We start from the raw sequence: 21,727 nt of genomic DNA, 5'->3' as shown, positions 1-21,727 counted from the left end.
AATGAGAGCGGATCGTCTGATCACTATCGTTCAACTCTTACAGAGCCGCGGCAAAATCAGCTCCAAAGAACTGGCGCAAACGCTTGAGGTATCCGAACGTACAATCTTCCGGGATATGGAGGCACTTAGCTTCTCCGGCATCCCCGTGCTGGCGGAGCGCGGCCGGGAAGGCGGCTGGAAGCTGGCTGATGGCTACCGGAATTCCCTGAGCGGGATGAACACTAAGGAGATTGCCGCGCTGCTGGTGCCCGCTGATCCGGCGATCCTGCACGCTCTGGGCATTCAGGAGGAGTTCTCCTCGGCCGCCCGCAAGCTGCAGGCTGCCGCTACCAGGCAGCCCATCTCTCCTTTCAGCTTCCTCAGCGAGCGGATTCACATCGATGGAGCCGGATGGCATCCCTCCGGGGAGACCTATCCCTGCCTAGCCGCTCTGCAGGGAGCCTTATGGGAGAACCGCAAGGTGAGCATCACCTATCTGCGCGGAGAGGACGCTGCCGAGCGGCTGGTTGCACCGTTGGGGCTGGTAGTCAAGCGCGGTGTCTGGTACTTGGTCGCGGGGCATGACGGTGAGCTGCGGACCTACCGGGTCTCCAGAATCACTGAGGCCAAAGTCACAGATGAGTCTTTTGAGCAGCCGGAGGATTTCGTCCTGTCTGAGTACTGGGAAGCCTCCACCGCTGCGTTCAAGTCTGCCTTGCCCCGGTACCCCGCCAGCCTGCTTCTAAGAGAGAATACGATGAAGGAGCTGCAGAAGGACCGATACGTTGCCCTGTTGCACCAGGAGCCTTCTGAGGCCCCAGGCTGGATCAGAGCCAAGGCTGAATTCAACACGCCAGAGTCTGCATGCCGGATCATCCTTTCCCTGGGTCAGGGCATCAAGGTGACCGCACCGCTTGAGCTTGCGGATACAGTTGCTTCGGCTCTGCGTGAAGCGGCAGCATTATACGATTTTTAATAATAGACCAAATGCACTAGTATCCCCTATAATATTACAATACACATTATTATTTATAGGGGGAACTTTACATTATGGACTGGATGAACAAGCTGCCGTTGAAACAAAAAATCGTCACCGGATGTTACCTGGTTGCCGCGTTATTCGCTGTCCCTGTCTTAATCACGCTAATCCTGATGGACAGGCTGATCATCGGCATTATTCTTGTCGCCGTCCTGGCAGCACTGACTTACCCGCTTTCGCGCTTCATTGAGAGAACGCTTACATCTTCATTTGAGGATATCTCCAATGTGACGCACACGATTGCCAAAGGCGACTTCACCAGCCGTGCCGACGAGAATGGCTCCATGGGCGACATTAGCCGCTCCTTCAACACCATGATTGACAAGCTCAAAAAAATCCTCACCGATGCCTCACAGATTACCCGTCAGGTTATGGACGCCAGCCGAGGGATTGAAGACAAGAATCAGAACCTGAAGTTTGTAATGGCGCAGGTCGCCTCCTCCTCCAATGAACTGGCTCTCGGTGCTAACGAAATCTCGGTGGATATCGCTGATATGACCGAATCGATCAAGGATATCGAAATCAAAGTCTCCAATTATACGAATTCCACCAAGGAAATGAATAGAAGATCTGTACATACGCTGGAATTGGTAGAACAGGGACGGCAATCGGTGGATACCCAAGCCGAAGGCATGCGCAAGAACATCCAGGCTACCCAAAAAGTGGCGGATACGATCGAAGCCCTATCACAGAACGCTCGCGGCATTACGATGATAACCAAGACGATTACCGAAATTGCCGAACAGACCAATCTGCTGTCGCTCAATGCCTCTATTGAAGCTGCCCGCGCAGGCGAGCATGGCCGCGGGTTCGCAGTTGTTGCCCAAGAGGTCCGCAAGCTGGCCGAGGAATCCACCGCTTCCACCAAAGAGGTGTTCGGACTGGTCCGCAGCATTGAAGCGGATATCAGGCAGGCCATCGATAATATCGCCATTAACGAAGAGGTAGTTCAGGTACAGAATGAGATGATAACGGAAACGGCTAACATCTTTGCTCAAATTGTGCATAGTGTCCAATACATAACCGAGCAGATCGCTTCCTTCTCCGCAGAGAGTGACCTTATGCTGGAGAGTGCGCTCAAGATCTCCGGGGCGATCGAGAATATCTCAGCCATCACCCAGGAGACCGCCGCAGGGACCGAAGAGGTATCCGCCGCAATGAACGAACAGATTCACGCTCTGCAATCCGTGGCTGAGGAGACAGAGAAGATGACCTCCGCTGTCTTTAATCTGCAAAAAACAATTCATATTTTCAAATTCTAGCTTCGGCACAAAGAGACACGCCTGCGGAATTTTCTGCGGGTGGTGTCTCTTTTTCTCTGCCAAACTAAGATTGTTATGTAATATTCACAAATTGTTGAAATTGTGCATAAGGGTAAAAAACGTGCTTTGCACTTCTTTACTATAGTCGTTCTATTGTCATAGCTTATCTATAAGCCAACTTCTCACATGACCGCTACTTAAGTCCTATCATTGAATTTTGCAATGCTGTATATCTAGTGAATTCTTAACATTTTGCAGTAACTCAGGATTGTAATGAGTCTTTGTGCTTACTCCTCATAATAATAGCCCGAAATTTCCATTTGCATTTTAAGACTTTAGTCTTCCAGGGACAACCATTTTCAAAAGTTTGAAATTCCAAATATTCAGCCATTTTCACTCCTGAATATTCGCCAAATTCCGAGTTTCTTCTCACAGGGGTTATTGACAAAAGAGGAGCAAGGAATATATTGTAAAGGAAAATTCTCCACAGATTCATTTATAACCACATACCGGCAAAATTCTCCGAAAGGGAATGACGCAAAGCCATGGATCTACAGTCTCATTTCTGAAGTGGGATCATGACAGCCAGGTTGCTGAAATACTGTGAACGCCTTGAGTTTTCGCGTTTGATTATGGTGATTCGTGCAACAGACCTGTGCTCCAATGTTGAGTACAGGTTTTCTATTGCTGACTTATACAAATAACAACATGCGGGGTGGATGTTCTGAAGACAGTTGCAGATTATATGGCGGAAGCATTACACAATCTGGGAGTCACTCATTCTTTTGGAATCATAGGCAAATCTATTTGCCCCATCGCTTTGAAAATGGTTGACTACGGCATAGAGTTCATCCCCGGCCGGCACGAATCCAGCTCCGGCTTCGCCGCTGGCGGTTATGCTCTGAAGACCGGCAGTCTCGGGGTAGCCTTCGGCACCTCCGGTCCGGGCGGAACGAATCTGCTCACCGCAGCAGCGCATGCCAAGGCCAATAATCTTCCCGTCCTCTTCATCACCGGCCATCAGTCCATCAAGGAGCTGGGCATTCCCCAATGCCAGGATTCCACTTCTTATCTGGCTGATTTGGCGGATATGTTCCGGCCGGCCACCCTCTTCAGCAAGCTCGTTGAACGCGGCGATCACTTCAGCACGATTTTCAACCATGCCCTATCCATCGCCCTCGCTGACCGGAAAGGTCCGGTTCATCTCTGCATTCCGTTTGATGTGCAGACAGAGCGGCTCACGGAATGCCGGATCGTTCTGCCGGAACGCGAGGGACTAGTCAGCTATCAGAATTATGACCGGGTCATCTCAGAGATTAATCAATCCGCCAGCCCTCTAATCATTGCCGGTAAAGGCGTCAACCGCTCCGGGGCCCATCAGGAACTGGTGCAGCTGGCCGAAACCTTCAACATTCCTGTAGTCACCTCTCCAGGCGGCAAAGGCGCCATAGCTTATGATCATCCGCTCTATCACGGCCCTGTCGGTGTCGGCGGCTCCTCGCACGGCGATGAATTGCTGAACAACAGCGACCTGTTCATTGTTCTGGGCTCCCGTCTCAGCGATATGACCATCTGTAACCTGAAGCCGGAGAATCATCCGCAGCAGCTGATCCAGTTCGATGTAGATCCAACCTTTGTCGGCAAAATACTGTCCTCATCCACCATAGCTGTCGGCGGAGACTTAAGGGACAACCTGGCACTGTATCTTCAGAAGCTGGACCCCTCTACGGTCACCAAGCATGAAATTACAATTTCCAATGATTACAATGACGAGCTGCCCGTGCTGGCGGGACTATCTCTGGCTTCGGTAATGAGCACGATGAGCGAACTAATCCCCTACAACAGCAGCGTGTTCGTAGATGACGGCAGCCATGGGTTCAATGCGGTGAAATGGTTCAATGTCCGCAGGCCCGGCAGCTTCATATTTGATGCCTACTTTGCCTGCATGGGCAATTCAATTGGCATGGCCATCGGCGCCAAGGCTGCCTCTCCCGGGGAGACCGTCTTCTGTATAACCGGTGACGGCTGTTTTATGATGCTCGGAGCTGAAATAAACACGGCCGTTTGCAAGGATATTCCGGTGATTTTCATCGTGGTGAACAATATGCAGCTGGATATGGCACTTAAGGGTATGGAGAAAACGACCGGCCGGATTGACGGGACGATCTTCGAGGTTCCGATGGATGCCGTGAAATTCGCCGAATCGCTGGGTGCAGCCGGCTTCCGCTGCGAGACGCAGGAGGAGTTCGCCGCCGCAATCCGCGAGGCTATCGCGCTTAACAAGACCTCTGTCATTGAGCTGCTGACTGACCGTGATGAGATGCCTCCCACGGCTCACCGCACGCTAGATCTTACGTAAGGAAGCCGTATTCACAGACTTTTTCTAACCTACTATCAGGAGGACATAACGTGAACAAGAACATGAATAGCGGTCTCGATCATTTCACTGATCTCTCAGGAGATTATGGGGCCAAGGCCCTGGATCCGATCAAAGAGCATTTTCCGGAATTAGCCGAATATATCATGGGCAATGCCTATGGCGATATTTTTCAGCGGACCACGATTGGCTCTGACTGGAAGGAGATCGCGGTGATCTCGTCTCTGATTACGATGGGACAATATGAACAGCTGGGGGTTCATTATGTAATGGCGCTCCGCGTTGGCATGACCGTCGAGCAGATCAAGGGTGTGCTGCTGCATCTGACCCCTTGCGTCGGTGCCCCCCGGGTGATTTCGGCTTTTAATGTGCTGCTGGATACCCTGGAGGAGATCAAAGAAAAATCTTCATAAATCTACAATTTTCGACTTTTGATTGCACATTTCAGCAGGATCTGGTTATAATGAAGGCAAAATATCCCAAATCAAATTGCGATTTTGTCGAATGGAGTCGTTGGAATGATGTTTTGGAGGTATTACAATTTACATTTAGGGAGAGATCAACATGGGACAATTTATTTTGAAGACAGACAATGCGAAGAAAGTAATCAATATTGAGCTGGAGGGAACCTTTTCTAACGAGGACGGACTCAAATCTATTCAGGCTTACCAGCAGACCATTAACCCGATTAGCCCTGCTGAATATGCATTAGAGATCGACTGCCGCAAATTGAATGTAACGGCCCCTGATGTTGTACCGCTGCTTGAAGGCTGCTTTATCATGTTCAAGGCTGACGGCTTCCAGAAAGTGAGTCTGACCCTGGAAAATAACCCGATCCTCAAAATGCAGCTTGCACGCCTGGGCCGCAAAGCCGGACTTGAGAACCTGGAGATCACTTCAACCGTACAAGCTTAATTAATACAATTTAAACCAAAATCAGCCGCATGAAACGCACATGTTCATTCATTGAACAGGCTGCTAAGGCTGGAAGAGAGTTTTGTAAGAAGCAGATTTGTGAGAGGTATAGCTAACAAAACTTTAGGAGGTCTGTACTATGGCGGGGATTCGCATTAAGGACATTGATATCTACCATCCAGACAAAAAAATCGGCAATGACTTTTTCATTCAGCATTTTGATGACAAAGGTATTGATATCCGTGGACTGCTGGCTACTCTGGGCCGTGAAAACCGCTACAGCATCGACAGCCCGGACGAGAACTCCCTGACAATGGCTTTTGAAGCCGCAAGTAATGTTCTGGAGAAGACCGGTCTTACCGGCCCTGACATTGACCTGATCGCTTATGCAAGCCAGACCCCTGAATATATATTTCCTACGAACTCATTGATGATTCACCGCCTGATTAACGGAGCTTCGCATACCATCTGTATTGACAGCAATGCCAACTGTGCCGGAATGACCGCCTCGGTTGAGCAGGTCAGCCGCCAGATGATGGCGAACCCGAGAATCCGCCGCGCCCTGGTCATCGGCTCAGATTACGTGGCACCGCATGCGGACAAGAATGATCCGGTGTATTACGCGAACTTCGGTGATGCCGCTGCCGCTGTCATTCTGGAGCGCGACGAGCATTCGGTCGGTTTCATTGATTCTATCTACCAGACAGACACATGCGTGTACGGCAACTCTCTGTTTCCGGCAGAAGGCCTGGCTAAGCTCGGACGCACCGGTGTTGCCGCAGGAGAGTTCAATGTGAAGTTCATTCCGTTCGATGATTCCATCTGTGTGGATGCCGCTTCCGAATCGATCAACACTCTGCTGAGCAACAACGGGATTGCCCCTGAATCGGTTAAGGCCGCCTGCTTCTCACAGCTGTCTCTTCCGAACATCCAGGCTGTCTCCGGCAAAACCGGCATTCACCCTGAGGCCGCAGTCTACATAGGCGATGAGTTCGGCTATACCTCGACCAGCAGCCCGTTCATCGCCCTTCACAAAGCCGTCACTACCGGGCAGCTTGAACGCGGAGACAAGGTCCTGTTCTGGACCGTTGGCGCCGGATGGCAGAATGTCGCATTTGTAATGGAGTACTAATCATACTGATCATTCTGTTCCAGAGTAAAAAACGGCCCGCAGCAGAGTTTCTGCCTGCGGGCCGTTTCTGTTCTTACATCTAAAGTCTGCCTTCGTGCTGGCCCTCATGCTTCTCCCAGCCCATCGTGCGCGACACAGCATCCTGCCAGGCGCCATATCTGCGTTCCCTCTCTTCCGGCTCCATCTGCGGGGAGAAGACCTTCTCAGCGGTGTTGAAGCTCTCCAGTTGCTCACGGGTCCATACCCCGGAGGTGAGCCCGGCGAGCAGTGCAGCGCCAAGTGCTGTAGTCTCCGCATAGGTTGTACGTGTCACCTCGCTGCCCAGGATATCAGCCTGGAACTGCATCAGCAGATTGTTGCGTACCGCCCCGCCGTCCACTCTCAGTCCGGTGAGCGGCATACCGGCATCCTTCTGCATCGCGTCGATGACATCGCGGGACTGGAAGGCCAGGGATTCCAGCGTCGCCCGCACCAGATGTGCGGAGGTGGTCCCCCGCGTCAAGCCGAATATGGCGCCCCGCGCATACATATCCCAGTAAGGCGCACCCAGTCCGGTAAAGGCAGGAACCACCACAACCCCTTCACTCTCATCCACTTCACTGGCCTTCTCTTCCGAGTCAGCAGGCGCGACAATTAACCCCAGTCCCTCTTGCAGCCACTGCACAGCCGCTCCAGCTACAAACACACTGCCCTCCAGCGCATAATAGAGCTCATCGCCCATGCCCCAGGCTACCGTGGTCAACAGGCCGTGACTGGAGGCCACAGCTTCAGTGCCTGTATTCATGAGGATGAAGCAGCCAGTTCCATAGGTATTCTTGGCACTGCCGGCTTCCAGGCAGGTATGGCCAAAGAGTGCTGCCTGCTGATCCCCCAGCACCGACCGGATAGGAATCTCCAGACCGAACCACTGCTGGTCACAGATACCGAAATCTCCGCCCGACATCCTCACCTCCGGCAGAATAGACGGCGGAATGCGCAGCGTATCCATCAGCTCTTCATCCCACTGACGCTCATGCAGGTTATACATCATCGTTCTTGAAGCATTAGTAACGTCTGTAGCGTGTACGGCGCCTCCGGTCAGCTTCCAGATCAGCCAGGTGTCTATCGTCCCTGCCAGGAGCTCTCCCTTGGCTGCCCTGTCTCTTGCTCCCGGTACATGATCCAGAATCCACGCCAGCTTAGTCGCCGAGAAATAGGCGTCGATGACCAGCCCCGTCTTGTCCGCAATGATTCCGGCCATCCCGCGTGACTTCAGCTCCTCACATTGATCTGCTGTCCGCCGGTCCTGCCAGACAATTGCCGGATAAATCGGCTTACCTGTACTTTTATCCCAGATGAGCGCCGTCTCCCGCTGGTTGGTAATGCCGATAGCCGTTATGTGATCAGCCGGTTCGGAGCTTGCTGCAATGGCATCTCTGGCCGCTGCAAGCTGACTCTCCCAGATCTGCTCCGGGTCATGCTCAACCCAGCCCGGGCGGGGAAAGGATTGCTTGATCTCATATTGCCCCTGCGAGATCACTTCCGCCTCTGCATCAAAGAGAATTGCCCGTGAGCTGGTAGTACCTTGGTCCAAGGATAAGATCATAATGCCCAGCCTCCTGCAAGCCTTAGCTTGAAAATATGTTTCACGATGAACAATATTAATGTGGTGATTTCAACAAAAAGCACCTCTGCTCTCAGAGGCGCTGTCATGCATGGTCTTGGTTTACTGTTTTTCGACAGGAAGCCGCAGGGTAAATGTGGTACCTTCTCCCAGCTTGCTGGAGGCATAAATACTGCCGTGATGCGATTCGACGATATTCTTCACGATCGCCAGCCCCAGCCCCGTACCGCCCGATTCTCCGCGCAGGCGAGCTTTATCGGCTTTGTAGAAGCGTTCGAAGATAAACGGCAGATCCTCAGGATTGATTCCGGCTCCCTGGTCTCTGATCGCTATCTCCACCAGACTTCTGCCTTCCAGCACTACTGTGCCTGCCAGAATGGAGATTTTCCGGTCAGCCGGGGTGTGGCGGAAGGCATTATCCAGCAGATTGGTCAGCACCTGCTCCAGCTTATCTTCATCGGCAGCCCCCAGCAGCAGCTCCTGCTCTGGCCGCTTCAGTTCAAGCATAATATCACGCTCTTTGGCTCTGACGGAGAATTTGCGGTATACCCGCTCCAGCAATTCTCCCACATCGACCTGAGCCTTAAGCATATCCGTATGTCCTGCTTCCATACGTGCCAGGTCCAGCAGATCCTTCACCAGACGGCCCATACGCAAGGATTCATCATGAATAACCTGAATCAGCTCACTGCTCTCCTCTGGTGAGGAGGCCATTCCGTCCAGCAGCGCTTCACTATAGCCCTGCATCATCGAGAGCGGGGTGCGGATCTCATGGGATACATTCGCCACGAAATCACGCCGCATCTTCTCCAGGCGCACCTCTTCCGTCACATCACGCAGAACAGCAACGGCTCCGCGCAGATGATCTTCGGAATAGAGCGGTGCCATGTGCACCGACCATACCCCTTGCCGGACATGGACATTGGAGCGCTGATCGCCCCCGTTCTCAAGGGTTCTGAGGAATAGTGGACGCAGCGGCGGCGGGACCTCACTGGAAGCAGAGGCCTTCGGAACAGGCCCGTTATCCTCTTCCTCCTCCCAGGTAAGATCACTCCACGTTTCGAGGAGGGTCTGGCCATGCGGATTGGTGAGGATGATCCGGCCTTCGATATCGAAGGTAATCACCGCATCGCTCATGCTGCGCAGGACACTGGATAAATGCCCTTTTTCATTATTCAGACTGCGTATATTCTCTTCCAGCTCTTCCGCCATGTGGTTAAACGATGTGGCGAGCTGGCCGATCTCATCGCTCGTGACCAGGGTCAGTCTTGTTCCATATTCGCCGCGGCGGATATCATTCGCTGCTTCAATAACCTGCTGCATCGGCTGAGTGATCTTCGTGAACAGGAACAGGGCAAAGAATGTGGTCAGAGAGAACCCGATCATGCACGTATACATGAACAAGCGCTTGATTGCCCCGGAATTGGTGAAATTACTGTCGATGTATGGCAGCAGGAACAGCCCGAGTGTAATGAGCACGACAGCAACCAGAAAGATGATCGTGATCCACAGCTTACCGACAAGGCTTCTCCAGAAGTTCACTTATTTAGGCACCTCAAGCTTATAGCCTACTCCCCATACCGTTGTAATCATCGCTGCCGATTCCGGGGATACCTTATTCAGTTTTTCACGCAGACGCTTGACATGGGTATCCACGGTGCGCAGATCTCCGAAGAACTCGTAATTCCATACATCCTTCAGCAGCTCCTCACGCGAGAATACCTTGTCCGGTGAGATAGCCAGATAATGCAGCAGCTCGTATTCCTTGGGCGTCAGACTTACCTCTTGCCCTCCTGCGCTTACGCGGTGAGCATCATGCTCAATAATCAGGAACGGGAACACGATATTGTTGCTTGAATTACTCTCTTTGGACAAAAATGCTGTTGCGGAAGAACGGCGCATAATCGCCTTGACCCGGTAGATCACTTCGCGCGGACTGAACGGCTTGACGACATAATCGTCTGCCCCCATCTCAAAGCCCTGCACCCGGTTGATCTCCTCACCCTTAGCGGTAAGCATCAGGACCGGCGTGGATTTCACACCTCTGAGCCGGGTCAGCACTTCAATCCCGTCAATACCCGGCAGCATCACATCCAGCAGGATCAGACCGTAGTCATTGGCAGTTGCTTTGCGCAGGGCGATTTCTCCGTCCTCCGCCTCATCAATCTCGTAGCCTTCTTTTTCAAGATACATTTTGAGCAGGCGGCGGATGCGTTCTTCGTCATCCACTACCAGAATTCTATTCAAGTGCTCAGCCATTTACACAACAACCCCTTCATCAATTACAGTAGAACGTCACCCTGGATCATACGCATGCCCGAAAGAAGTCTGAGCTTATCAGTCCGTTCCCGCATATGAATGAAGTCCGGCTATAACCAGGTTAACGCCGACCAGGGTAAACATTACGATTAGAAAGCCGAGTACAGCGAGCCAAGCGGATTTGCGTCCCTGCCATCCGCGGGCCAGCCGCAAATGGAGATACGCACTGTAGAACAGCCAAGTGACGAGTGCCCAGACTTCCTTGGGGTCCCATCCCCAGAATCTGCCCCAAGCCACCTCGGCCCATATCATTGCAAAAATCAAAGCCCCCAGTGTGAAAATCGGGAACCCGATGGCGATTGCCCTGTAGGTAATCTCATCCAGGTCATTCTCGTCGATTCCATCAAGCACCGGATGAAGGGCCTTCCCAAGCGGCTTACGCACGGCCAGCCGAAGAATGCCATACAGCAGCAGTCCGGACAGCAGTGACCAGATCACAGTGTTGAACTTGCGCCCTGCATTGACACCATTCATCCAGGAAGGTGCATGAAACAAAGGCTTCTGAAGCCCAAGAAACGGCTGGAAGCTCTCAATTTCGCTATGGTACGGTGCCACAATCGGCGGCATTTTATAACTCACTTTCTCTATTGTACTATCTTCCTGCCCGGGGCTGTCAATCGTAACGTTCGAACGGACAAAAACAGATTCATAGCCCGCGCCGCGGAAGGCAAATACAGATCCAAGAAACCCAATTATAACAATGATCGAGAACAGAGTAAATTCGACCAGCCGCTGCTGCTTGCGGTCACTGCGTTCCTTGCTCTCAAACTTCACTGTCCGCAGCAGATACATAAGTCCGGCAGCAAAGCCCACCGCGAAGAAGGACTCTCCGAGGGCGGCGAGCGTGACATGAATATTCAGATAGATCGATTTGAGCGAAGGAATGAGCGGCTGCACTTCCTGCGGAAATACTGCTGCATAGGCCATCACAACAATGGAGATCGGAACCGCGAATACCCCGAGAATCATCTTGCGGTAGATGGCGAAGATCACCGTAAAGGCAACCATCACCATCATCGATAGGAAGGTCATGAACTCATACATATTGCTGACCGGAATATGACCGGCCCCCATCCAGCGGGTAATGAAGTAGGCCAGATGGCAGATCAGCCCGAGTGAGGAGGTGATAAAAGCAATCCGGCCCCACCGTGCCGTATGCTCCTCCGGCTTCCTGCCCGACCATTTGCGGCCCATAATGGCAATGGTGAACAACATGAAGGCACCGCTGTACAAGAAAAATGCGGCTATAAAGACGTCACTGCTGAAATCGAGCAAGCTCATGCCATGCCTCCTCCGTTGTCCAATGATTTGTCATCGACTGTCATGTCTATCTGCGCCAGAATAGAAACAAGCTCACGGCGGAAGCCGAACCAGTTCTTGTTCGTATGTCCTCCAAGCACCAGCTGTCCGCCCTCAACGATCAGCCAGATGCGTCTGTGCTGCCAATAGAAGCCGAGAATCAGCCCCAGCATGACAATACCCGCACCAATCCAGACAAACGGCATTGCCCGGTCCACACGAATATTGAGATAGCTGGTGGATTCCGAGAAATCCACATCCGTCATACTGCCCACCTCAAGCTCCAGAAACCGTGTGCCGCCTCCAAGCTTGTCGTTGATGGCCTCCTGTTGGAAGCGCTCCTTGTCCACCTGCTTCGGGAAATAGAAATATTGCTGCCCCTGTGCCGGCAGATCCGGACCACGGATCAGGAAGAGAAACGCCGGAGCGTTCGGATAAGGGGAGGTAGAGACCGGACGGCCTTCCTCATTCAATCCGAAATCCATATACTTCTCCTTGAGCTCAAGTGTGTACGGTCCCGCCTTGAAGCTGCGCTGCGGATTCTTCATATCCAGTCTGAACTTGCCGTAACTCTCACCGGTTGAAGCATTGACGAGATCAGGCTGCACGGAACGCAGCACAGGCGTAAGATCATAGTCGAACTGATACGCTTTCATTCCTTGGTAGCTCAGCGGAGAATTCACCTGAATGTCGTGCCGGGCAACTTCCGCAAGCTGAGGCTCCTTGGAAGGATCGCTGCAGTCCGCCGTACATTCATATAGAACCGCCTTGGTCTCGTAGAGCTTAGGGAGGACCTTCTTGCCCCGGAATTCCTCGGGCATCTCTTCTTCACTATAGAATTCTACTGTGAACTTCTCATTCTTCAGGTACATGCTGGTGTCCGGTATCCGTACTGCCTCTCCCTGCGGGAAGGCAAGATGCTGATCCATATTCAGACCCGGCAATCCCCTGGCAAGCACAGCAAGCAAAAATATAATCAGGCCAATATGTATTACATAAGGTCCCCAGCGGCTGAAACGGTGTTTCTCGGCCAGTAATGCGCCTCCCTCCGTCCGCACGCGGTATCCTTTCTTCTTAAGCGGCTGAACGATCCGTGCCACCCATTCCTCCGGCTCCCCCTCCACCTCTGTAATCAGCGTAAGCTTTTGACGGGTAAGGAACTGGCGGTGCTTGCGGACCTTCTGCCGGGTTAGCGCCTTGTAGAGCGGAAGCACGCGGTCCAGACTGCAGATGACCAGAGAAGCTCCGATCATGACCAGCAGCGTCACGAACCACCAGGATTCATAGGTATGCGAAAGGCCGAGTCTATAATATATATTCCCGGCTGTTCCATACGTTTGTTCATAATAGGTTGAAGCGTCAATATTCAGAAAGGTGCTTTCTTGCGGAAAAATCGTACCGAGCATCGCACCCAGCAGCGTCAATACAATCAGGTAGATGGCAATTTTGACTGAGGAAAAAAAGTTCCAGACCTTATCGATCACTCCCGGACTTACCCGTTGTGAACGGCGGGCCACCCCATCGTAGCGCATCTCCAGATTCCCCGAGGCGTGCTCTTCCTTCTCATCCAGCGGCTTGCCGCAGGCTTCACAGAGAACCGTTCCTACCGGATTCTGGTGACCGCATTCACATTTGGTGTTGCTGATCAGCGGCTCATGCTTACTCATGGTCCCACCAGCTTCCCGATTTGCTCGTCAAGCGAGCTCAGATCCAGCTGGCCGATATGAATGCTGTCCACCCTGCCCTTCGTATTAATGAAGAAGGTAGTGGGCAGCGGGGAGACCCCATAGCTGCGGACCGCATCGCGTCCCTTATCCATCACAACCGGAAAATCAATATCCACGAGCTTCACGAAATTGTCCACCGTCATCTGATCCTCGCCCACATTCACGCCCAAGACTACAACACCCTGATCCTTCCATTTCTCCCACTGCGCCTGCAAGGCAGGCATTTCCTTCACGCATGGTGCGCACCAGGAGCCCCAGAAGTTCAGTACAACTGACTTCCCTCTGAATTCCTCCAGCGTATGGGTCGCACCGTCCAGCCCAAGCAATTCAAAATTAGGCGCTTTCCCGCCTTCTTGCGGCTTGCCGTCTCCCCCGAACACAGAGGAGCTGATGGCATAACCCCCAAGCAGAACGATTAGAAATAGTATCACGATTTGGATTGGCTTCCTGGCTTTGCCCATACAGGGGTACCCCCTTCTGTGACGCAACTCATTACTTTAGTTGTAAGGTGTGAACATCCTATGAACATTATAACGAATATTGTCACAGTTTTAGGAGGGGGAATTGTGAACTTTATGTGTCTTTGCGTGTCTGATTGTCCCGAAGCATTCCCGCTTTGGCAATTTGCTGCAGATGATTGATCTCATCCTTGGTCAAATGGCGGTAGGAGCCGCGCTTGAGATTCTGAAGCAGAATATCCCCGAAGGAAATCCGCTTCAGGCGGATAACCGGATGCGACACGGCCTCGAACATCCGCCGGACCTGACGGTTGCGGCCTTCATGGATGGTGATGCTGATTACCGCTTCCTTATTGGCTTCATCGATATCCTTGTATTCGACTTCCGCCGGAGCGGTCATGCCGTCCTCCAGCTTAATGCCGGCCTTCAGCTTGTCCAGCGCTGTGCCGTGCGGCACACCCTTGACCGTGGCCAGATACGTCTTCGGCACATGATGCTTCGGATGCGTGAGCAGGTTGGCAAACTCACCGTCATTCGTCAGCAGCAGCAGCCCTTCCGTATCGTAGTCCAAGCGGCCTACAGGGTATACGCGCTCTGTGATTCCTTTCAGGTAATCCGTTACTACCTTGCGGCCCTTGTCATCCGAGGCGCTTGTAATTACACCTTTGGGCTTGTTGAACATAATATAGATTTTATTCTCGCCCCGGATCAGTCTGCCCGAGACTTTAATAATATCGGTTGCGGGGTCCGCCTTCGTGCCAAGCGTAGTTACGAGTTCCCCGTTGACTTCCACTTTACCGGCCAAAATCATTTCTTCACATTTGCGTCTGGACGCAACACCTGCTTGCGCCAATATTTTCTGTAATCTTTCCATTTTCGACTACTCACCTCAGGTTAATGATAACCATCGGAGGCATAAATCACAAGATCATTCCACGGAAAAAATGCTCCGGGGCAAGTTTCACTATGCGGCTCCACCGTAAGCGGCGACATTTGATAGCGCCCGGACAGCTCCAGTATAAGCTTCCCCGCTGCAAACAGCTGCTGCTGGCGCTCCGGAAGCTTGGGCAGCTGCTCCGCCTCCCCGTAGTTGCCTTCGAGGCAAATATGAATATGCTCCGGGTCTGTCAGCAGCGGCGCCGCATAGACCGAGCCGTTCAGCCCGACCCAGAAGTCGAAGCCTTTGCCGTTAATAGACGGACAGCGGGAATGATGCAGAATAAAGCCTTTGTATTCCACCCTTGTCGTCCTCCCTCCGTATTGCTGAAATAGCATATGAAGTGGGGGGGCGGGCGGTGAGGACTGTTTGTTAATTAAAAAGCGTTGACTAATCGTAACTCCGGGGAATGTTTGGACTTCCGGCCGCTGTTAAAGTTGGATTTCCTTGATCAGACTGCCCTGCAGCAGTAGAAATCCAACTTTAAAGGCGGACGCTGGCGCTCCTCCAGTTCCAAAATTCCTCTCCGTTACTCCGTCTACGCACGGGCAAACCTAATAACAAACAGTCCTCACCTCCCAGAAGGGGTGAGGACTGTAGGGCGAGCGGCTGCTGGGCAGCGCTTGGGAACCACAACCACTGGCGGCAGGTTGCCAGGGAAGTGATCAGGTGCACTAATACCCTTCATTTGCTCTCTCCTGGAGGCAAATAATTGGATAAATGTATCCTAATTCATGGGATTTGGGGAAGTTAGCTGAAGCAGGTGGAAATAGGGCATTTAATTTGTTTAATTTCAATACTTTGGCGAGAATACTTATAATTAAGCGGCATTTTTCCAACTGTTGTCTTCACAACGTTCATTCGTCTAGCAGCAGGTGGAGGAAATCCATCTATTAACCTACCTCCTACAATCTACTCCCTACCCGAACACAAGCAGACAAACAGCAATCGCAGCAATAAAGCCGACGACGTCCGAGAACAGGCCTACCTTCAAGGCATAGCGGCCGTTGCGGATGCCTACAGCGCCGAAATACACAGTCAGCACATACAGGGTGGTGTCTGTGCTCCCCTGTATAGTAGAAGCAATCATACCGATGAGAGAGTCCGGGCCGTGGATGCGGATCAGGTCTGTAGTATAGGCAAGTGATCCAGTGCCCGTCAGCGGGCGCAGGAGACCGAGCGGAAGCACCTCTGACGGAATACCCATTCCCTCCATCAGAGGGCTTACAAAGCCCATCAGGAAGTCCAGCGCACCGGACGCGCGGAACACACTGATCGCCACCAGCATGCCGACCAGATGGGGGATAATCGCGATAGCGGTACCGAAGCCATCCTTCGCCCCCTCCACGAAAGATTCATAGACCGGAACCTTGCGCATGAAGGCATACAGCGGAATAAAGGTAACCATGACCGGAATCGCCCAGGCAGAGATCAGACTGATCAGTTGTAACATGGACGGTCATCCTTTCACCGAAGAATGTGGGAGCGCCCCGCTCCCGTTTGCCGGGCCGGTACCGGCCTTCAGGACCGGCGGCGGTCCGGGCGGCCTGCGGAGCAGGGTCAGGCGGCGGAACAGCCTGTCCGCAGCAATCGCGGCCAGGGTAGCCACTGCCGTCGCCGCCAGGGTGGTCCCGACGATGGCCGCCGGGTCCGCTGATCCGTAATTCAGCCGGATCGCAATCAGAGTCGCCGGAATCAGGGTGATGCTGGCGGTATTCAGCGCAAGCAGGGTACACATGGCTGGCGTTGCTGTCTCCTTATCCGGGTTCAGCGTCTGCAGCTCCTGCATCGCCTTAATGCCCATTGGAGTGGCCGCATTCCCCAGCCCCAGCAGGTTGGCGCTCATATTGGAGAGAATGTAGCCGATGGCGGGGTGCCCTTTGGGCACATCCGGGAACAGAAAGGAGACTACCGGACCCAGCACTCTGGAGATTTTCTTCAGCAGATCGGCATCCTCCGCTATCCGCATAATGCCCAGCCAGAACACCAGCACGCTGATCAGCCCGAAGCTGACGGTCACCCCGCTCTTCGCACCATCGAATACGGCGGCCGTGAACTCGTTCATCCGTCCGTTAACTGCTGCAAAGGCAAACCCGATCAGAATCATCCCCAGCCAGATTGCATTTAACATCGGTATCCCTCCCCCGGATCATTCTTTATACTCTGTCTTAAAGCATGGTCTCACTATTCCCCTGTGCGGAACAACGCCCGCAGCGCACTGCCGAAGGCCTGCAGCCAGTTGCCCGCCGGGTAGGCGGAGGCACTCGCAGCGTTGTACCTTTTCTCATATGGTGATGTCTCCGGCGGGAGCTGGCCCGGAGTGTACACCGGAACCCGCCCGATCTCTTTATCTCCCAGCTGCAAAATAATCACACCTCTGAGCCCGAAGTTAACATCGCCCTCACTACCGTTGGCATTTGTACCTGCCCTGCCCGCACCTGCACTTACACTGGAGCCTGCACCTGCACTCCTCGTACCCGCAGCATTCCCCCCCGCAGCAGCCTGCGGACCTGACTTAAGCACCAGCTTGTTGACGAGCCTTGCTTCCTCCCCCTGACCAAGCGGATAGGCGAAGGCCTTGCCGGTAACCAGACTGTAGCCTTTGACGGCCTCGCCCCGCTCGACCAGCGTCTTCAGCGGATAGTGGTTAAAGCCGAAGTCCAGCAGCGAGGAATGGTCGTTCCAGTCATTACCGTCATTCAGCGTAACCGCCACGAGCTGCTGCCCGTCCCTTGTAGCGGAGCTGACCAGGCAGCGCAGCGCTTTTTTGGTATACCCCGTCTTGACCCCATCCGCTCCTTCGTAGAGGCGCAGCATCTTATTCTTGTTGCTCCATTTATAGTCCCACTTCTCATAGGGATTGTCCGCTGTCTTCTCTTTGGTGGCTACGATCTCCTTGAACACCGGATTATGCATCGCATAAGCAGTCAATACGGCCAAATCATTCGCGCTGGAAAAGTGGCCTTCTGCATCTAACCCGTGCGGATTGGCAAAATGCGTATTTTTCAAATCCAGCTCCTGCGCCTTAGCATTCATCAGGTAGACAAACCCCTGCTCCGAGCCGCCGACATGCTCGGCGATTGCCGTTGCTGCATCGTTGCCGGAGCGTAGCATCAGCCCGTACAGCATATCCTTCAGCGTCATTTCTTCACCCAGCTTCAGGTACAGGGAGGAGCCCTCCTTGGCAAAAGCATTTTTACCAACCTTGACCTTCGACGTAATATCGCTGTTCTCTATCGCCACAAGGGCGGTCATAATTTTGGTCAGACTGGCAATCAGCATCGGTTCATCCCCGCGGCTGCTGTACAGAATTCTTCCGGAAGTCACATCAATCAGCGCCGCTGCCCTGGCATGGGTAGAGATCGAACGGTTCTCTGCACTAACGGCAGACACAGGCACCAGCGCAAGCAGCAGCGCACACAACAGTAAGGACAGCATAGATTTTCGGGTTAATGTCTTCATGTTCATCCTCCGGCTTCTTATCCGTTCCTTACGCAACGGTTCATCAGTCTTGCCTGGTTGTACAAGTGTATGCGGGGCATGGGGCAGGTATGTCCTATCCTCCATCATCCGGCAAAAAAGGGATACCACCTTCTAAGGTGATATCCCCGTATTCCATACTTTTCTTGAGTTCGCTGTATCCTCGCTGTATCCTAATGTGTTGACGAATGGTCAGGCGAGCCGGACCCGGTCTCCACAACGGTTTTGGTTACCTTGGAGCCGGGAATATCTGAAGCTTCGGGAACCATGCCGGGCTGGAACATATTCTGAATTTTGTCGAGCAGGTTAGGCGTGGCATCAATAATTTTCTCGAACAGATGGGTCTGATTATCCAGCGGCACAATATGTACCCCTTCCCTGCCAACGACCAGAAAAGCGATCGGACGAATGGACACACCGCCCCCGCTGCCGCCCCCGAAAGGAAGCATTTTGACACCGGACCCGCTGCTGTTCACGCCCGGACCCTCATCCTCGACTCTAAAGTCACTGCCGCCTGCTGCGAAACCGAACGTCACCTTGCTAATTGGCAGAATGACGGTACCATCGGGCGTTTCAACCGGATCTCCAACAATTGTATTTACATCAACCATGCCTTTAATATTCTCCATTGCGGTCTGCATGAGACCTTGAATCGGATGATCTGACATTGTTTGTCTCCTCCTCGTGTGTATATAAATGTACCTGCAGTATTTATCTTGCCCACTATAGATTGGAGTATGTAGATTATTTAGGAGCGTTCACGGCTGAGCAATTTCTTCCACCGGCCCAGACCGCCTTCCACCTTCGACACACGCCGCAGCAGCAGAAGACCCGCATAGAGCGCATATCCGGCGGACAGCTTGCCGCTGCAGACGGCTTCCGTTGCAAAAGACGGCTGATCCCGGAAGACAGGCGCCACAAATATTCCCGGCTTATGCACCAGTCTGACCATCCGGGAGAGCACGCCGATCATCGTCCATTTCAGGCCCCATAAGGCCCCTACCGCCGTGGCGGTCGTTGCAGCCTCCCCCAGAGAGAAGTCTGTGGACCAGTCCAGCTTGGTGATCTGAATATGAGCGAGGGTGTCTTGCAGCCATTTTTTCAGACCGCGGGTGGCATGTAACGCAGTGCGTACATTCTTTAGCCATTGCGTCACAGACTCCTTATCGACCTGCCCTTCCTTCTCGCTATCCAGCTTCACCGGTGCGATTCCGCTTGTCTCCACCTTGAGCTTAATTCCCTGTTCGAGGCTCTGGAAGACCAGCGCAGGCACCTCATAATGAAATTTAACGAAGCCATATACAGCTTTGATGTCGAATTCGATGCGGTCATCCTTACCGAGCCTGCGGACACGCAAGTGAAAATGAATCGATGACGCCAGAACCAGCAGGAACAGCAGAACTACGAGCAGCAGCAGGATTAAGGGTATTGCCAGCCATAACGTCACACGGTTAACCTCCAAGCAGACTTTAGAATAATAAACATGTAGCCTCTGGATTAGTATGGCAATTACGGCTGGATAACATTCGGTGATTTCGTTAACTTCTCCATTTTTCACAAGTGGAAACGGATTTGCCGTCCTTTTAAAGGACGGTACCGCTTCAGCGAGAAATAGAAGGATACTTTATCGTGTGCAACATATAAAATCTTATATTTTGAAAAAATGCCGCTGCCCCCGAAGGGACAACGGCATTTCTGTCACAGCGGCAGCCCGCTGCATTATTCCGGCTCATCAAAAGTCATCTGGCTGTCCAGCTTGCTGAACAGCAGCTGGGTCTCCTCTTCCAGGCCCTCGGAGGTATCGAAGCTCGACGGCTCCGGCAGCTCCTTCAGGCTGGCCAGCCCGAAGCTGTCCAGGAAGGACTTGGTCGTGCCGTACAGAATCGGACGCCCGACAGCCTCCGCCCGGCCCACTTCATGGATCAGATCCTTGTTGCCCAGCGTGTGGATGGCCCGTTCGGATTTGACGCCCCGGATCTCCTCGATCTCCACTCTCGTGATCGGCTGGCGGTAAGCCACAATCGCGAGTGTCTCAAGCGCCGCCTGGGACAGGGAGGATCTGGAGGGCGAATACGCCAGCCGCTCGAAATACTGCGCATGCTCCGGGAGTGTCGCCAGCCGGTAATTCCCGGCAATCTGGACCACCTGAAGACCCCGGCTCTGCGAATGATAGTCTTCTTTTAAATCATCCAGCGCTCTTGTAGCCAGATCGGGCCGCTGCTCGGTAATCTCGGCAATCTGCCGGACCGACAGGCCTTCATCCCCTGAGAGAAACAGCAGGCCTTCAATAATTGATTTCAGCGTGTTGTAGTCCACTGACATCCTCTCCCCCTCTCCACTCCATAACAATATCCTCAAATAATTTCTCCTGGTAGCAGTAAATCGCCTTCATCTTCATCAGCTCCAGAATAGCCAAGAAGGTGGCGACGATCTCCTGCCGGTCCATCTCCTCATGCAGCAGGGACGAGAACCGCATTCTGCCGCCGGTCCCTTTGCGCTGCAGGGCTTCAGACACCTCACGAATCCGGTCCTTGACCGAGATCTCATCCCGGGTGATCCGCTGGTACGAGGTGCGCCGGGCAGCCTTGCTTAGCGCCTTGCGGAACGCAGCAATCAGGTCGGCGGTATGCAGGCCCTTCAGTGTATTGTCCGTCTGCGCAGGAACAAAGGGGCCCAGATCCTCAGGCTCCTTCGTAAAAATCAGGCTGCGCTCGCTTTCCATATCCAGCAGATGAACCGCGATGCTCTTGAACTTACGGTATTCAATCAGGCGCTGCACCAGCTCCGCGCGCGGATCATAGCCGTCATCCTCATAATAATCGAAGTCCTCGAATTCAATAACGGGCGGCTTCGGCAGCAGCATTTTGCTCTTAATCGACAGGAGGGTGGCAGCCATCACCAGAAATTCACTGGTGATATCCAGCTCAAGCTCCTTCATTCCCTGTAGGAATTCCATATACTGCTCGGTGATCTCGCTGACCGGAATGTCCTGGATGTCGATTTCCGCCTTGTCAATCAGATGCAAGAGCAGATCGAGCGGACCTTCGAACGTCTCCAGCTTGTACAATACAGTCACGCGGTTTCCTCCAGCCCAAAAAAAGTAAAGTGCAGCGCCGCAAGGACGCTACACAAGTAGAAAGATCTATGTTCATGCTTTCTTCTCATACCTATAAATAAGCACGATTTACGCTCTTTCGTCA

The 21,727-nt window shown here is 53.0% G+C and carries 21 protein-coding genes and 1 riboswitch; of the genes, 6 read left to right on the top strand and 15 right to left on the bottom strand.

Features of this window, described 5'->3' with window-relative positions:
- Position 1: 1 nt before the first annotated feature.
- The 6 genes from MKX42_RS12980 to MKX42_RS12955 all read left to right on the top strand — a co-directional run bounded on the left by MKX42_RS12980 (position 2) and on the right by MKX42_RS12955 (position 6,704).
- Positions 2 to 955 carry a helix-turn-helix transcriptional regulator gene (locus MKX42_RS12980; protein ID WP_340752853.1) on the top strand — a complete coding sequence of 318 codons (954 nt, stop codon included), beginning with the start codon at positions 2 to 4 and terminating at the stop codon, positions 953 to 955.
- Between the two features lie 74 nt (positions 956 to 1,029).
- Positions 1,030 to 2,280, top strand: a complete 1,251-nt coding sequence (locus MKX42_RS12975; RefSeq protein WP_340752852.1) for a methyl-accepting chemotaxis protein — start codon at positions 1,030 to 1,032, stop codon at positions 2,278 to 2,280.
- Positions 2,281 to 2,781: 501 nt separating this feature from the next.
- A riboswitch (cyclic di-GMP riboswitch) is annotated at positions 2,782 to 2,878 on the top strand.
- A gap of 117 nt (positions 2,879 to 2,995) precedes the next feature.
- Complete coding sequence (locus tag MKX42_RS12970) at positions 2,996 to 4,639, top strand: thiamine pyrophosphate-binding protein (RefSeq protein ID WP_340752851.1); 1,644 nt, start codon at positions 2,996 to 2,998, stop codon at positions 4,637 to 4,639.
- A 50-nt stretch (positions 4,640 to 4,689) separates the two neighbouring features.
- Complete coding sequence (locus MKX42_RS12965; RefSeq protein WP_340752850.1) at positions 4,690 to 5,070, top strand: carboxymuconolactone decarboxylase family protein; 381 nt, start codon at positions 4,690 to 4,692, stop codon at positions 5,068 to 5,070.
- A 151-nt stretch (positions 5,071 to 5,221) separates the two neighbouring features.
- Positions 5,222 to 5,572 (top strand): hypothetical protein, encoded by a 351-nt coding sequence (locus tag MKX42_RS12960; RefSeq protein WP_340752849.1) that lies wholly within the window; start codon positions 5,222 to 5,224, stop codon positions 5,570 to 5,572.
- 139 nt (positions 5,573 to 5,711) lie between these two features.
- Complete coding sequence (locus MKX42_RS12955; protein WP_340752848.1) at positions 5,712 to 6,704, top strand: 3-oxoacyl-[acyl-carrier-protein] synthase III C-terminal domain-containing protein; 993 nt, start codon at positions 5,712 to 5,714, stop codon at positions 6,702 to 6,704.
- Positions 6,705 to 6,783: 79 nt separating this feature from the next.
- On the opposite strand, the gene glpK is transcribed toward MKX42_RS12955, so the two are convergent.
- The 15 genes from glpK to MKX42_RS12880 all read right to left on the bottom strand — a co-directional run bounded on the left by glpK (position 6,784) and on the right by MKX42_RS12880 (position 21,603).
- The gene (gene glpK / locus MKX42_RS12950) at positions 6,784 to 8,289 is read right to left on the bottom strand and encodes a glycerol kinase GlpK (protein WP_340752847.1); all 1,506 of its coding nucleotides are present in this window, start codon (positions 8,287 to 8,289) and stop codon (positions 6,784 to 6,786) included.
- Positions 8,290 to 8,409: 120 nt separating this feature from the next.
- A complete protein-coding gene (locus MKX42_RS12945) occupies positions 8,410 to 9,849 on the bottom strand; it encodes a HAMP domain-containing sensor histidine kinase (RefSeq protein WP_340752846.1) in 1,440 nt (479 codons plus the stop codon).
- Positions 9,850 to 10,566, bottom strand: a complete 717-nt coding sequence (locus tag MKX42_RS12940) for a response regulator transcription factor (protein WP_036727360.1) — start codon at positions 10,564 to 10,566, stop codon at positions 9,850 to 9,852.
- 78 nt (positions 10,567 to 10,644) lie between these two features.
- Complete coding sequence (gene ccsA / locus MKX42_RS12935; protein WP_340752845.1) at positions 10,645 to 11,907, bottom strand: cytochrome c biogenesis protein CcsA; 1,263 nt, start codon at positions 11,905 to 11,907, stop codon at positions 10,645 to 10,647.
- Entirely contained in the window at positions 11,904 to 13,592 is a 1,689-nt protein-coding gene (gene resB / locus MKX42_RS12930) for a cytochrome c biogenesis protein ResB (protein WP_340752844.1), read from the bottom strand. Before resB ends, ccsA begins: the two co-directional genes overlap by 4 nt.
- Positions 13,589 to 14,113, bottom strand: a complete 525-nt coding sequence (resA, locus tag MKX42_RS12925) for a thiol-disulfide oxidoreductase ResA (RefSeq protein ID WP_339310405.1) — start codon at positions 14,111 to 14,113, stop codon at positions 13,589 to 13,591. Before resA ends, resB begins: the two co-directional genes overlap by 4 nt.
- Before the next feature lie 112 nt (positions 14,114 to 14,225).
- Positions 14,226 to 14,984 carry a pseudouridine synthase gene (locus MKX42_RS12920; protein ID WP_036727368.1) on the bottom strand — a complete coding sequence of 253 codons (759 nt, stop codon included), beginning with the start codon at positions 14,982 to 14,984 and terminating at the stop codon, positions 14,226 to 14,228.
- 20 nt (positions 14,985 to 15,004) lie between these two features.
- Positions 15,005 to 15,349 carry an N-acetylmuramoyl-L-alanine amidase gene (locus tag MKX42_RS12915; RefSeq protein WP_340752843.1) on the bottom strand — a complete coding sequence of 115 codons (345 nt, stop codon included), beginning with the start codon at positions 15,347 to 15,349 and terminating at the stop codon, positions 15,005 to 15,007.
- A gap of 617 nt (positions 15,350 to 15,966) precedes the next feature.
- Positions 15,967 to 16,500 carry a spore maturation protein gene (locus MKX42_RS12910; RefSeq protein WP_340752842.1) on the bottom strand — a complete coding sequence of 178 codons (534 nt, stop codon included), beginning with the start codon at positions 16,498 to 16,500 and terminating at the stop codon, positions 15,967 to 15,969.
- Positions 16,501 to 16,506: 6 nt separating this feature from the next.
- A complete protein-coding gene (locus MKX42_RS12905; RefSeq protein ID WP_340752841.1) occupies positions 16,507 to 17,178 on the bottom strand; it encodes a nucleoside recognition domain-containing protein in 672 nt (223 codons plus the stop codon).
- Positions 17,179 to 17,231: 53 nt separating this feature from the next.
- The gene (locus tag MKX42_RS12900; protein ID WP_340752840.1) at positions 17,232 to 18,515 is read right to left on the bottom strand and encodes a D-alanyl-D-alanine carboxypeptidase family protein; all 1,284 of its coding nucleotides are present in this window, start codon (positions 18,513 to 18,515) and stop codon (positions 17,232 to 17,234) included.
- Between the two features lie 185 nt (positions 18,516 to 18,700).
- Positions 18,701 to 19,195, bottom strand: coding sequence for a GerW family sporulation protein (ytfJ, locus tag MKX42_RS12895; RefSeq protein ID WP_340752839.1), 495 nt, complete (start codon positions 19,193 to 19,195; stop codon positions 18,701 to 18,703).
- Between the two features lie 80 nt (positions 19,196 to 19,275).
- On the bottom strand, positions 19,276 to 19,974 hold the full coding sequence (locus tag MKX42_RS12890) for a DUF2953 domain-containing protein (RefSeq protein WP_340752838.1): 699 nt from the start codon (positions 19,972 to 19,974) through the stop codon (positions 19,276 to 19,278).
- A 272-nt stretch (positions 19,975 to 20,246) separates the two neighbouring features.
- The gene (gene scpB / locus MKX42_RS12885) at positions 20,247 to 20,843 is read right to left on the bottom strand and encodes an SMC-Scp complex subunit ScpB (RefSeq protein ID WP_340757680.1); all 597 of its coding nucleotides are present in this window, start codon (positions 20,841 to 20,843) and stop codon (positions 20,247 to 20,249) included.
- Positions 20,812 to 21,603, bottom strand: a complete 792-nt coding sequence (locus MKX42_RS12880) for a segregation and condensation protein A (RefSeq protein WP_340752837.1) — start codon at positions 21,601 to 21,603, stop codon at positions 20,812 to 20,814. Before MKX42_RS12880 ends, scpB begins: the two co-directional genes overlap by 32 nt.
- Positions 21,604 to 21,727 lie beyond the last annotated feature (124 nt).

The organism is Paenibacillus sp. FSL R7-0204 (genome assembly GCF_038002225.1).
Taxonomy (GTDB): domain Bacteria; phylum Bacillota; class Bacilli; order Paenibacillales; family Paenibacillaceae; genus Paenibacillus_AQ.
This window is presented reverse-complemented; position numbering and strand designations above follow the sequence as displayed.